This window comes from Candidatus Pseudothioglobus sp. uisw_070 (assembly GCF_059512545.2).
Genome location: NZ_CM183456.2, coordinates 95,145 through 108,516 on the forward strand (window position 1 = coordinate 95,145; position 13,372 = coordinate 108,516).

Here is a 13,372-nt window from a genome sequence, read left to right on the forward strand (position 1 = left end):
AATTTGGACTTTAGTTCAAATTGATATACAATCCTAGTATGAAGAAACTACTCCTACTCACCCACTTTTGAGTGCTATAAGTGGTATCTGTTAAAGACTTTATTCTTTAGTTAAGCAAAGACCTTACTAAGCATCTATGAAGCCTACAGAGTGGGGCTATGGAGTTCAAACTTCCCACTTGTTCCCTTTAGTAAATCATCTAGAAAAAGGGGTTGCTGTCAGACCTGGTAATGCATCTTTTGCAGAGAAAAAGCCACCAGCAAATTATTTACACCTTGGATATTCTGCTATTGATACTAATAAGATAAATAAAGGTAAAGGTATAATCGTAAAAGAAATTAAAGTGATGATGCATTGAAGTATCTTTAAAAATTTATATGAAAAAATTACTCTTAAAATTTTTATTAGTTTCTAGCCTCATGGGTATATCTTCTATAGGAGCTGATGAATCAAATCTAAATATTTATGAAGATCAACAGTCTGACCCTTTTGTAAGATACATTGATGTGCAGAATTTAAGACTTTATTCACTAGATGAAGTTTCTAATAAGTTTCTAAAAAATGTAGCAAAAACGTATCTACTAATGTTAAAAACTAACAGTCAAATAGATCCAGAAATGAGGGCTGAATATTTAAAAATTACTAAAAATAACTATGTTTATCAAAGAATTGGCCTAGAAGGAACAGATTATTATGAAAAAAAATTTAATACTAGTTTTAATAACTTACCTCAATCAAGGATTGTTGAGAATGGACCTTTCAGAGAGAATATTACTGACTATATTTGGGAATACAGGCGAGAAAATATAAAATCAGAGCAAATAACTGAAGTCATTGAACACTTACTCCATACTATAACTAATGTAGCTTTTTCAATTCAATACTCAGATTGGGATTGGAGAAACCCCTCTTCCATGATTAACCTCGCTACACAAGAAGCTATTGATAAAGGAATTTTTAATGTTTCAGGCTATAAAGAGATTCTTGATAGAGGCGATGAGGATGGTTTTAATAAGGCTATTACAACAGAGTTTGCATATTGGTTAATTGCTGTTGAATGGGGCTTGGGAGATTTCATAGGAATCCCAAATGATGAGTTTAGAATTGGTAATCGTAAAGAAATTTCTGAAAAGCTTCCACTTGGACATAGAATGTATAAATGCTATGTTGAAAAAATCTTAAGCCCACCTGATTTAAAAAGTCTTCTCTCAATTTTTCCAACAAATGGAAAGACTAATAATCAAGATTTGACTAATAAAATTGAAGATTACAACTGTAATCAAAATATAAACCTCAATCAAGAAATTAACTTAAATATTAATGAAAATAATAGCCTCAATCAAGAAATCAACTTAAATATTGAAGGAACATGTAATCGTCAAATCAAAGGGTTTTGGAAAGATTATTTAGAGCTAAATAAAAGTGAGTTTAATTCTAGAGGGTATTTATTTATAGTAGAAGGTGAGGATGGCAGATGTGAATATGGAGTAGGTATTAATGAAAATGATGCCTTTATAGATTGTACTAAATGGAAAGAAGAGAATAATATAATCGGAAAATGTATGCCATATGCGAAAGATGGCAAAGTTCTGTTGGATAAGTACTCAAATAATGATGAGGCTAAACCAACTAATAATATATTTAAGAGTAAAGAATCAAAAGACTTAAGTAGCTGGGAATGTATGAGAGGAAGCTTTGATAAATTTGTCGAAGTATATGGAGTTTATGTTGTGGGCTCACCTGGAGCACCAATGAATAAAGTCATGCATACTGCTGGAGTATTAGCACAATATTTAGATAATGATGAGAACAGTCTGCCAGATGATCCTAGAGTTGCATCTTATCTTTCAAATAACAACTATATTGTGCCAGTTTGGAGTGTTAGTGATAGAGAAAATTTTTGGGAAAATGCAAGAGGTAGCTATTGTGAAGATAATATTGGAATGGCTGCAAGTATGTATTATGATGAAGACCAGTGGGCCATAGGTGGTATTCAAAAAACTGGTCAATGGGATACAAATCTAGAAGAGGTATGGCACGTTGTTTCTGCAGGATGGTATGAAGTTTATCCAAAATATTTTGGCAATAAGGAATCTATGCTTCATGAAGCAATGGATAAAGCTCGGGGTGGTAAGTTTGTAGAAGTTCCGTCAAAATACCCAAAAAGTGCGTGGTACACCTATAATGACAAGGGTTGCAGTTATGAATGTCAAGCGCATGAATATTTTTACTGGATTTTGATGGCCAATATTAATGCTCTTAATTTATCCTACACTGACAAATGTTCGCCAAATGATGAATGGAATATCTGCAATAGATTTGATCTTAAGAAAATGGATATCTTAGCATATGAATTATTGAATAATTATGATTTTATATTTCCTACCAAAATACCAAATGGTGAATACAAGCCTAATATAATTAATGTTTACTAATTAAGAAAATCTTTTTGATATATATGAAACAAATACTTCTTTTTATAATACTAGTATTAAGTCTAATTTCCGCTTCTCATGCAGACCCTAATGTTTTGCAATGCAAGCAAAATTGTGGCACCTATGACTCACAAAATTCCTATAGCTTTCAAGCAAGAATGGCTCAGGGTGAAGATATGTGGGGCGCCAATGTAACATTTATAGAAGATGACATTATTATTAGTTCAGCACATATATTAGGATTTGAACCTAATAGAAGAGAGACTTTATCATGTGGACAAGAGGCGGCAAAAATAAGGAACACAGACTGGAGCCAGCATAAGGGAAATATGTACGTTGTTGATGGAGCAAACTATCCTAATAAAAAAATTATTATTGCTAAGGTACTTGATATATCTGCAAGGTCAACTGGTGAGCCTCCTGGTTATGATATTTTAGTTGCTCACGTTGATCGAAATTGTAATAGATGTAATAAAGATATTGAAATCAATCCAATTCCAATTGCGAATAATTTTCCTATGATAAATACAAAAGCTCTTCATATTGCTGTTCCTGGAGATAGTCAAATGAATAAAGGTAGATTCTTTGATAATCATTTACTTAATGGTAGGATTTGGGGTGGTAAAACTAATGCTTGTTCAAGACAAACAATAAAACATGATGGCAATCTTAACCCTCCAATGCTTTTTGATACATCGGGCAGCCCAGTAATTTTCAAAGAATGTGGGAAATATGCCCTTCATGGCCTTCATGGAAATGGTATGGATTATGATGGTCATATGTACGAATTTCTTCAATTAATACAGACACAAAAAAAATGGATTCAATCAGAAATATATAGATGGACTGGAAGAACAGAAATGCTTGACTCTTGCTCAAGCAGTGGAAAAAGATCTTTTATGCCTAATAGTGATTTTGATGTTCCTCAAAATAGCTGCGTTAAAGAAACTTTTGAAGACCATCCAGCTAATTTTCCTACATGCAACTTATTACCCCAAAATAATGCAGTTGCAATGCCATGGTAATTTAAATATAGCTCTTTAACTGCCCTTTCCATACGCTATAACCTTTGGCATTTAAATGGTATCCATCTGTAGTGTACTTATTTATAAGTATTTCATTATTAGATAGTTTTGTATTGAGATCAACAAAGTCTATATTATTACTAGATGCATAGGACTCTAGCCTTCTATTTAATAGTTTTACATTTTCATTCAAATAAATTTCATCTTGGTTAACACTTGATCTTGCAGTATATAGTGTCGATTGAATAATCGTTTCAATATTATGTTCTCTTAATGCTTCAATTATGGAAATATAATTAGTATAAATTATTTGAATATCAATCTCTTCAATGAGATCGTTTATTCCTCCCATAATGAATACTTTACTTGGATTCAGATTTATAACATCATCTATCCTATCTACAAAACCATTTATGGTATCACCACCTACTCCTTTATTTATTATTGAAGTTTTGTCCATTAGTTCATTCCAATCAACTCCTTCAGAAATAGAATCTCCCAACATAACAATTACTTCATTCTTAATTTCATCTTTACTAGTTTGATAGCTTATAACACTTGGCCACCCAGAAATCCAACTTAACTCTTGCTCACCTGCCCAAGATTTACCATCCAAATTTTTATCATAATAGTGATAAGAGATATAGTCTTGGCCATTTTTATCACTCCAAATCCCAGCATGTCCAGGGCCAATTTCATTACCTTGAGACCCTAAAAGTAAAGAGCCGCCTCCATCCATCATATTAACTCCTTCTTTATCTAGGTAGGGACCAGTTGGTGAAATTGACCTTCCAACTCTTATATTATAGGTGGACTCAATACCTGAACAACAAGCACCCCAATTAACAAATAAATAATAGAATTCATTTTTTGGATAAATATAGGCTGCCTCTATCCACCCTGGATCAGCATCTCCCCATTCGTTATTGTCACCCATTGGGCCTCTTGCAATCTCAAACCAGTCATCATGTCCAGGCTCAAACCAGTCTCCGGAGGTTGACTCATAGGTATTAGGATCTAGTTCACTCATGTGTATTAAGCCACCCCCGGTAACAAGGAAAATTCGCCCATCAAAAGCCTTGAAAACACTTGGATCTATAGCGCCAATTTCAGGGTCAGTGGAATACGAGCAAGTAATCGGTTGGCCAATATCTTTCCAGGTACTCTCAAATTTCTTTAAAAGGCCAACGCAGGAGCCTGGCTCATCAAACCCAGGAGTTACACTATAAACAATATGGCCATTTGGCGTAAAGTCTGGAGCCCAATAAGCACCACCCTGTTCTGGCATTTCTTCGTTAATCCATTCGGGTTTTTCTTGAACTAGACATAAATCAGGCTTCCAATTATCGTTTGCACTATCTCGACGCCAAGTTTCAAGGCCGCAGTTATAACCTTCAGCATTTTCTTTACCAGTATTAACCAATATTTGACCATCTTGATTGTCTATGAACCGTGATGGATCATGAATTCCATAAAGTTCTTGAGAATACGACGGGTCTACTGAATTAAAAACCTTCATTAAAGATTCTTGAGAGGCTACTTGAGTAGTTAATATTGTGAGTAGAATAGTTAATAAATAGTGCATAAGATTAGCCTAATTTTAAATTTTTAAATAATTATACATTGCTTTGGATAGTGAAAAAATAGAGCCTTATTCGCAAGAATCTTGTCAAGAAATTTATGGAGCAATTGGAACTTTTCTTCATCAGGCTGATATAGAGTGGAAACAAAATAATTATGAAAAAGCGATGTTTTATTCAACAGCATCAGCAAATTATGCAACTATTTATGAAACGGTGTGTAGAAAGTAATTATCTATTTAGATACCCTCCCTCACAGATGAAACGAAGTTTGGACTTTAAGTAGTTCAAATTGATATACACTCTTAGTATGAAAAAACTACTCCCACTTTTAATCCTATCCTTCTTCTCATTCCAAAGTTTTGCGGGGTCGTGTCCTGATGGCAGTGAGCCAGATAAAAGTCTTTCTGAAGATGGAACATTCTTTAAATTCCTATGTAAGAATGATATTTATAATTCATTTCCAGTGCATGAATTTGCTAAATCCCCCTTACGTGATTTAAAGGTGCCTGAAAACTGGCAACTCTTCAAAGACCCGGAAGAACTTTATCGTTTTCATGAGCGTTTCAAAGGCCCAGTTAATGAAGGCTTAATAACGAATAAAACGCATGTATGGGATATGTCTGGATATATTGACGATTGTGAGCGTGGAATTTCAGAATTTGATCTAAGCTTGATTAATCCTGAACTACAAATGCCTAGTCGTTTTATAAGGTGTATGACAGTGTTCTCGCATCACCACTTTCGTGACCGCAAAGAGGGAATCAAAGTGTATGAGAGAATTCTACTAGCCTGGGCAAAAACAAAGCCCGTTATCTACAGGTCTGGAAGGCGCACAACAAGTGAATTTGGACAACAATCTTATTCAGCGTTAATGGCCATTGGAGATTTTTCTTCGTTCTATGCTCTTTATTACGACGACTTTGATTTCACGCCAGAACAGCGTCAGTCAGTAGATAATTATTTGAGTGACTGGCTAATTAACCATGACATAGACCCACCCCCAGGTTACGGACGCTGCGACCTCCAAAACTCCCAATCATTTGAACTCGTAGAAGATAACTATAAAGGAGACACAAATTATTGTGGAAGTAACAGGTGGCGCATGGGTCTAGGTGCTGTCTATCTAGGACTTAGAACTAACAATCAGAGACTTTTTACTGCCGGTAATAGACACATTGAAATCAACCTAGCATCAATTGATAAAGACGGTATCTTTCCTGCATGGGCTAGAAAAGGTGCCTTGGCACTGAGTTATTCAAGACAGCTTCCAGAGGTTTTAACTCTTCTTGCTGTCGCATATGAGTCGATTGGCTATGACTTCTATGAGCATCAGCTTCCTCACGGAAAGAGGATACATGAAGTTTATGGAGCTTTTTTTGATTTTATTTATCATCCTGAAAAGCTCAACAAATACGCATTTGCAGCGAGGTATTATGTAGGTAAAGATGCTTATGAGTTTGATAAGTTATCACTGGCTGAAAAATGGCGGATTGAAATGATTTATCCTGAGGTTTTAGCCGCCCAATCGAAGGGCTACGTGATTAGATACCGCCCTGATTTAATGAGCAGTATTGATTACACCAAGAGCTGGGGGACTCCGTGGGGGAAAAGAAATTTTGGAGAAAGGCCTCAACCTAGCTTCGATTGGCCGCATTTCATCTCAGTTTTTACACCGATTAGCGGATTAGCAGTCTATGAGGCGGCGAACCAAAACATTTCGAAGATGATTGCTGCTGAAGAAAAAGAGCTTGCCGAATGCAAAGTGAGTGAGCTTAGTGGTGAAAGCAAGCTAAATGGTATTTATGAAGCCAAGTGGTTTTTCAAAAATGAATTTAAAACCTGGGAATTAAGTGGCTCAGATAGGCTCATCCTGGATCAATGTGTGGGTAAATTTGAAAGTGCTAAAAGTTTTCATAACAGATTAAGTGGCAGCGCTCACCCATCAAAAGAGTTTAGAAAAAACTTATACATCTCCTACAATACTAATGGTCAGATATTTATGATTAGTAATTATTTACATGCGGGTAGCTCATTTAATGGGCCGGATAGTAACGATAGCGACTACAACCGTTATACTAATCTCAAGGGAGATATAAATAGCGGTCAAATAACCGGTATTCATATGGACAATGACTGGTGGAAAATTGAAATTATTAGCATGGAAAAACTTGAGAAACAAAAGGCAAATAACAAAGCGCTCCTTAAGGCCAATGTTGAGAAAATACAAGCTGAAAAGATTGCAGAGATAGCAAAACTAGCGACTGAACTATCCATCTTTGAAATTAAAGATGGCGCGTTCAGCCTTACTTTAGATAATGTAGATTTTTCTGAAATAGAGCCCTCTCAAAAACAAAAAAAGAATAATAATTCTGAACTCCATAAGGCTGAGATAAATGGCAGCCTAACTCTGAGTAGTAAGCAAATTGATCTCAAGACTCTTGTATTTCAACAAGCTGCCTATAAATCAAATAGACTATCAATCAACGTAGGTGATTTAACACCTACTGAAATGAATCCATTTAAGAGGCACCGTGACTCTCTTCAGAAAAAATGTGGCATGGGCTTAATGAACCAGTACGATTGGCTAAGTTTTATCAGTGAAACCAGTGATATTAAGAATGCCAAAAACCAACAGTGTCATTATGATTATTTCAAAGAAGCAAACGATGAAGAGGCGTTTGAGCTATTTCAAGCTGTCTTGGGTGGGACAAATTCTATATTAAGTTACTTGCAAACAGGAAAAAGTTCTGAAGTGCTAATAAAAGAAGAGGCCAAAGAAATTGAAACCGCATCAGAATTATCGATTTTTAAAATCAACGATAAGACATTCAACTTAACACTAGATAAGGTAGATTTTATTGAAACTTGGCCTTTTAAATTAGAACGTTCAGAAGAATACCTTAAGCCCTATCAACTTCATAAGGCTGTTATTCAAGGAAGCTTAAACACAAGAAGTAATAGCAATAAAAAGTTCGATTTCATAACCCTAGTCTATAAGTATGCTGGCAACCAAGAGCTAGTAATTCATGTGGATGACCGGACAGTCGAACCTTTAAAACGCCATAGTGACTCTCTTCAAAAGAAATGTGGGCCGAAAGTAATGGAATGGGGATGGCTAAGTTTTATCAGTCAAACCACTGATGTTAAGATTGCTAAGAGTCAACAATGTATATATGATTATTTCAAAGAAGCAAACGATAAGGAGTCTTTTGATTTATTCCAAGCAGTCCTAGGCGGCACGGACTCTATATTAGATTATCTTCAAACAAATGTTGAGCTATGACTTGTTAATTTCCACATCTGTTCGACAATATTTAGATACTATCCCTCGCATATATATACTGACTTTGAACGGTACGGGGGACCCCCTGTCACTATCGGCTACATACATATAATACCTCCATCACAGATGAAACGAAATTTGGACTTTAATTTCACTAGTCTATAATAGCCTCCATGAAAAAACTACTTCTACTTCTAACATTATCCTTTTTCTCAATTCAAGGTTTCGCAGCAGGCTGTCCTGATGGCAGTGAGCCAGTCAAAAGTTTATCTGCGGACGGTACTTATTTTGTATTTGAATGTGGAGGAAGTTCAAATAAAATCGACTTTCAAATTATTAATTTAACAGATTTTGAGGATAGTTATTTTACAGATAAGGCAGATTATGCCTCTTCAAAAATGACAAATACCATCACAAAAAATCTTGTACTAATCTATCCTGTTGGTGATTTTTTATCTGTCACACAAAATGATGAGATGGATTTCTTAGGCTCAGTTCACGTCTCACATGAAAGAATTATTGATGACTCTCAAATAAAGAAAACACTTCAAACAGTCAAAAAATTTCTAGCAAATAAAAGCTGTATTGATGCAAGAGGGAAAAATGATTTATTAAATAATATTGAATGGGTTTTGAAAAATGGCTTATACAGTGGACTCCAGGACCCTCTCTGTAGAGATGTAAGATTTGTTATGATGTCTGTTAGCCCAGAGCAAAGAAAAGATAACAATAAAGAATTACTCAGTTTGTTTTTTCATGAAATTTATCATTCTCTACAAAATGATTTGAGAAATAATTGTAGCGGTCCAAATGACCTTTGGGTTATAGAAGCTGCTGCAGAATATTTTGCAAAACACTCCGTTTCTATTTTTGATAATTCACAACAGGACTACGTTCAAAGTATCTTTCATTCGGTAGTACAAAATGCATCACGTCATGGATTCAAACTAGAAGACCCTGGGGTTGCTGAAAAAGGATTAGGTGCTTTAAGGTTAAAAATAGAAGAAGGCTGGCTAGATGAATCAAGAATTCTTAATGGTAGCCTTTTTCATAACTGTGCTAGAGTAGAAGAATTTCAAGATAACGACCCTAAAATTCAATACCTTAAAGATAATTGGTTCAAGATTGAAAAACACAATGGTACTTATAGATTTAATACTTCTATGACAAAAGCTGATGTCAAAAATCAATTTTTAAATTCTGATGAAGAGGAAATTGAATCAGTTAATTACAACACTAAACTTGATGAAGTTTGTCGAGGCTTGATTAATAATAATTGGAATGGTTACTTGGACATAAACAAAAACGAATTTAATTCTAAAGGCTATATGTTTGTTGTTGCCGGTGAGGATGGGCGCTGTGAGAGTGGCATTGGGAGTACCAAAGAACACGCACTAAATGAATGCACAAAATGGCAGGAAGAAAATAATATTGTTGGAACCTGTGAACTTTATGGTCGTTCAGGTGAGGTAGTTTGGGATGGTCATTTGAAACCATCGAAATAAGGCTCTAAATAAGTATCAGTGTCCACAAAAGATTATTGGTACCATGAACTAATCTACTATACCTTGCATATATATTCAGACTTTGAAGGCTATGGGGGGGAGCCCCTCTCGACATCGTAGATAGATATATACACCCTCCCTCACAGATGAAACGAAATTTGGACTTTAGTCCAAGTTGATATACAATCCTAGTATGAAAAAACTATTCCTTCTCTTAATTCTATCCTTCTTCTCAGCTCAAAGTTTCGCAGGGTCTTGTCCTGATGGCAGTGAGCCAGTTAAGAGTATTTCTGCGGATGGCACTTATTTTGTATTCAATTGTGGCGGTAGCAGCAATAATGATGCCTCTTCATCAACCAATTCTTCATCTTCAGCTTCAAAGTCATCTAGCAATGAAAGCTCCAATGGAATCAATATTTATGGTGGTAACGGCTACATATTTGAAACTGAGAGACCAAATTTTGATAGCTTAAAATGGTCTCTTTATAGAAAATTACACTACAGACCGCTTTCAGGCGAAAGGTTCTATTCGGTCCAAGCATCAAACCAATTCAACTTTCAATTTGATCTTCGAGAAGATAAATACATTAAAAAACAAATGCAGACAACGCCATTGTTGAGTTATCTATTATTTGAAGATGGCAAGATTGTAGTCGATGAAATAACCCCCAAGGACAGATTTGGTGACAAGTTCTCAGACACATCAATGTATCACTCCATGTCAATGGGTAAAAGTATCACTTCTTATTTAGCGGGTCATGCGATATGTGAAGGGAAAATTAAGAATGTCGATTCTAGATTAGATTGGCCAGTACTTAAAAACACACTTTATGATAATCAAAAATTAATTAACCTTTTGAATATGGCGTCGGGTGACAAAGAATATAGTCAAAATGATGAAAGTATTGAATCTATTCAAAGAAGAATGGCAACCGAGTTTAAAGGTTCAAAAAAATCTAACCATCAATATCACTATACAAATTTAAATACAAATCTCGTATTATCCTATCTCCTCTATACATATGGCGAAGAAGGTCTTAAGCACCTATTTGATGATGTTTTTCAGAAAAAAGTAGGAATTAAAAATGCAGTCTGGCTGAATAAAACGCCAGGCGCAGATAAACATGAAAAATCCTTAGGGCATCAATTTTTTACTACCCGATATGACTTCCTAAGGATAGCAAGAGCCATGCTGGATGACTGGCAAAACGATACTTGTGTTGGACAATATCTAAAAACTATTCATGAAAGAAGAATATCAAAAAATGGTGCACAGGGAAATACTGGAAGAGTTGGCATGCCAGGTAGTTATGGTGGTTTTTTTCATACTGGCTATAAAGGAATGGAAAATAGACCAGTCATGGGTATGGATGGAGCTGGTGGTCAAACTATATTAATTGATTTCGAAAGAGGAAGAATTATAGTCACACAAGCAGTTTTTGATAATATGAAGTTCCCAGGTACAGCATTTGGTTATGATTGGGAAAAAATTTCATATGAAAGAATTAAAAATGGTAAGCCAAGTTCAAGATTAACAACAGCGAAGTCTGCCGCTCCTTTGATGGATCTTCAAGAGTTAATTCTGCATAATGAAGCTAGACGAGAGTCTGATAGAAAAGCAAAAGAGTACTGGGATGAATACTATGACAAAATTTTCTTTGGGAGTTCAGCAGATGGATCAATATTGCTCAGTGAAAACTTTGAAAATTTAGCTGGGCGCGACCTTCTAGCTGATGATAGAGACGACCAGTGGTATGTTAAAAAGGATAGTGATGGTAATACAATGTATTGCAATAAAAAGGTTACTACCGATGATTACGCTGGATTTAATTTAGGAAGTGAAAATTGGCGTGATTACTCTTTGTCATACAGGATGAAATTCGCTACTGGCAAAGGGGGTGAATTAGAAACACACATAAGAAAAAATAGCAGTCGTCAAGGTGAGTACAGGTCAGTTATTAATAGTGTGACGGGTAATACTTACTTAAAATATGTTAAAGGTGCTGATAGAATAAATAAGAAGATAGCTGACGGCTCAAAAGCCCCCATAAGAGATAAATGGACAGACATTCAACTAATCGCCTCAGGGAATAATATCTCTTATATCGTCAATGGGAAAGAAGTTGCAAGTACCGAAGATGATAGGTTGAAAAAAGGAGCGGTAATGTTTGCTGTCACCTCTAAATCCGAACTTTGTATAGACGATATTATTGTCAAAAAAGAAACAACAAAAGTAGAGTAGAGTCTGTAATACTATCTCAGAAGTAAGCTCCCCTCACAGATGAAACGAAGTTTGGACTTTGGTTTCACTTGTCTATAATAGCCTCCATGAAAAAACTACTACTACTTCTAGCATTATCCTTTTTCTCAATTCAAGGTTTCGCAGCAGGCTGTCCTGATGGTAGCGAACCAGTAAAGAGTATTTCTGCGGATGGAACCTATTTTGTTTTTAACTGTGATACTCAAGCTGAAGGCGATACAGGCGAACAAAAATCATCAAAAACTCTTTCAAAAGATCTTCAAATATTTTTAACGCCCGACATTACTAACTACACTTTGGAAATTGTTCAAAAGTGGCTCAAAGTTGGCGCAGATGCATGGGGAAGCTATGGACCAATTGAAGTTTACGTAATTGGTCAAAATAAATCTGAAGCAATTAAATTAGAGAATGATTTTTGTAAGAGACATATCCAATTAGACAGTGGATGGAATAAAAAGTGGGACTGTGCTAATGAAAATTATCAAATTTTTACACGTTATGTTGATGAAGGCGGAGCAGCAGTTAGTTCTTATAGAAAATCACATCTTTCATACGACTTTGATACTCTAATCATGAGCAGCAAAAGACCAGGACCCTCTGAGGAAGACTACAAGATTGTTTTATTACATGAATATTTTCATATTCATCAAATAGCTCATATTTCTGGTAAGTGTAGTGACAATAGAAATATTCCATGCGAAAGAGATAAGAAAATGACTGGTGACTATGTAAAAAGACCTTGGTTACATGAAGGTGGTGCCGAATATAGAGCACAGCTTTTGTATCATCAAAATCCAGATAGCAAAGGCTCTCTGAGGCAAAGAATGAAAAGAAAGTTAAGTGAAAGTATAAAGGCTTACAAACAAAAATATAATATGAATTTAAAAAGTTTAACTTATGAAATAGGCGGTCATGATGCTTACAATATTGGCGCTTGGTTTACTGCATACCTAATCCATAATGAAGGAGAAGAGAGGCATAGAGTCAATTTTTATCAAGACATTGATGAACTTGGCTTTGAAGGCTCATTCAAAAAAAACTTTGGAAAATCCTCTGATGACTATATAAAGGAATTTAATGCATTTATAACTCAGCCATTCTCAGAAGTTTTGAAGATTATTCCCAAATAAAAACCTCCCTCGCATATATATTCAGACTTTGAAGGTACGGGGGACCCCCTGTCACTATCGACTACATACATATAATACCTCCCTCTCAGAAAAAACGAAGTTTGGACTTTGGTTCAAATTGACATATAATTAATTTACGGTTGTATAGTTT

At 35.3% G+C, this 13,372-nt stretch carries 9 protein-coding genes; 8 read left to right on the forward strand and 1 reads right to left on the reverse strand.

Annotated elements, in window-relative coordinates; all coding sequences use genetic code 11:
* The first annotated feature begins 136 nt into the window (after window positions 1-136).
* Genes AC5YGD_RS00465 through AC5YGD_RS00475 form a run of 3 tightly spaced genes read left to right on the forward strand, consistent with a single transcriptional unit; the run spans window position 137 to window position 3,460 of the window.
* A complete protein-coding gene (locus tag AC5YGD_RS00465; protein WP_496141608.1) occupies window positions 137-358 on the forward strand; it encodes a hypothetical protein in 222 nt (73 codons plus the stop codon).
* Window positions 359-377: 19 nt separating this feature from the next.
* Window positions 378-2,435, forward strand: coding sequence for a hypothetical protein (locus tag AC5YGD_RS00470; RefSeq protein WP_496141609.1), 2,058 nt, complete (start codon window positions 378-380; stop codon window positions 2,433-2,435).
* A gap of 23 nt (window positions 2,436-2,458) precedes the next feature.
* A complete protein-coding gene (locus AC5YGD_RS00475; protein ID WP_271558556.1) occupies window positions 2,459-3,460 on the forward strand; it encodes a hypothetical protein in 1,002 nt (333 codons plus the stop codon).
* 1 nt (window position 3,461) lies between these two features.
* On the opposite strand, the gene AC5YGD_RS00480 is transcribed toward AC5YGD_RS00475, so the two are convergent.
* Complete coding sequence (locus AC5YGD_RS00480) at window positions 3,462-5,045, reverse strand: GDSL-type esterase/lipase family protein (protein WP_496141610.1); 1,584 nt, start codon at window positions 5,043-5,045, stop codon at window positions 3,462-3,464.
* Between the two features lie 43 nt (window positions 5,046-5,088).
* Here AC5YGD_RS00480 and AC5YGD_RS00485 point away from each other — a divergent pair, with 43 nt between their 5' ends.
* The 5 genes from AC5YGD_RS00485 to AC5YGD_RS00505 all read left to right on the forward strand — a co-directional run bounded on the left by AC5YGD_RS00485 (window position 5,089) and on the right by AC5YGD_RS00505 (window position 13,221).
* Window positions 5,089-5,271: a hypothetical protein gene (locus tag AC5YGD_RS00485; protein WP_496141611.1), complete on the forward strand. Its 183-nt coding sequence runs from the start codon at window positions 5,089-5,091 to the stop codon at window positions 5,269-5,271.
* A 79-nt stretch (window positions 5,272-5,350) separates the two neighbouring features.
* Window positions 5,351-8,326, forward strand: a complete 2,976-nt coding sequence (locus tag AC5YGD_RS00490; protein ID WP_496141612.1) for an alginate lyase family protein — start codon at window positions 5,351-5,353, stop codon at window positions 8,324-8,326.
* 173 nt (window positions 8,327-8,499) lie between these two features.
* Complete coding sequence (locus AC5YGD_RS00495) at window positions 8,500-9,831, forward strand: hypothetical protein (RefSeq protein ID WP_496141613.1); 1,332 nt, start codon at window positions 8,500-8,502, stop codon at window positions 9,829-9,831.
* A 193-nt stretch (window positions 9,832-10,024) separates the two neighbouring features.
* Complete coding sequence (locus tag AC5YGD_RS00500) at window positions 10,025-12,073, forward strand: serine hydrolase (protein ID WP_496141614.1); 2,049 nt, start codon at window positions 10,025-10,027, stop codon at window positions 12,071-12,073.
* A gap of 86 nt (window positions 12,074-12,159) precedes the next feature.
* Complete coding sequence (locus AC5YGD_RS00505; protein WP_496141615.1) at window positions 12,160-13,221, forward strand: hypothetical protein; 1,062 nt, start codon at window positions 12,160-12,162, stop codon at window positions 13,219-13,221.
* Window positions 13,222-13,372: the final 151 nt, after the last annotated feature.

Coding starts and splice junctions, on each gene's coding strand:
- AC5YGD_RS00465 (WP_496141608.1), top strand. CDS start 137: ATGAAGCCTACAGAGTGGGGCTATGGAGTTCAAACTTCCCACTTGTTC.
- AC5YGD_RS00470 (WP_496141609.1), top strand. CDS start 378: ATGAAAAAATTACTCTTAAAATTTTTATTAGTTTCTAGCCTCATGGGT.
- AC5YGD_RS00475 (WP_271558556.1), top strand. CDS start 2,459: ATGAAACAAATACTTCTTTTTATAATACTAGTATTAAGTCTAATTTCC.
- AC5YGD_RS00480 (WP_496141610.1), bottom strand. CDS start 5,045: ATGCACTATTTATTAACTATTCTACTCACAATATTAACTACTCAAGTA.
- AC5YGD_RS00490 (WP_496141612.1), top strand. CDS start 5,351: ATGAAAAAACTACTCCCACTTTTAATCCTATCCTTCTTCTCATTCCAA.
- AC5YGD_RS00495 (WP_496141613.1), top strand. CDS start 8,500: ATGAAAAAACTACTTCTACTTCTAACATTATCCTTTTTCTCAATTCAA.
- AC5YGD_RS00500 (WP_496141614.1), top strand. CDS start 10,025: ATGAAAAAACTATTCCTTCTCTTAATTCTATCCTTCTTCTCAGCTCAA.
- AC5YGD_RS00505 (WP_496141615.1), top strand. CDS start 12,160: ATGAAAAAACTACTACTACTTCTAGCATTATCCTTTTTCTCAATTCAA.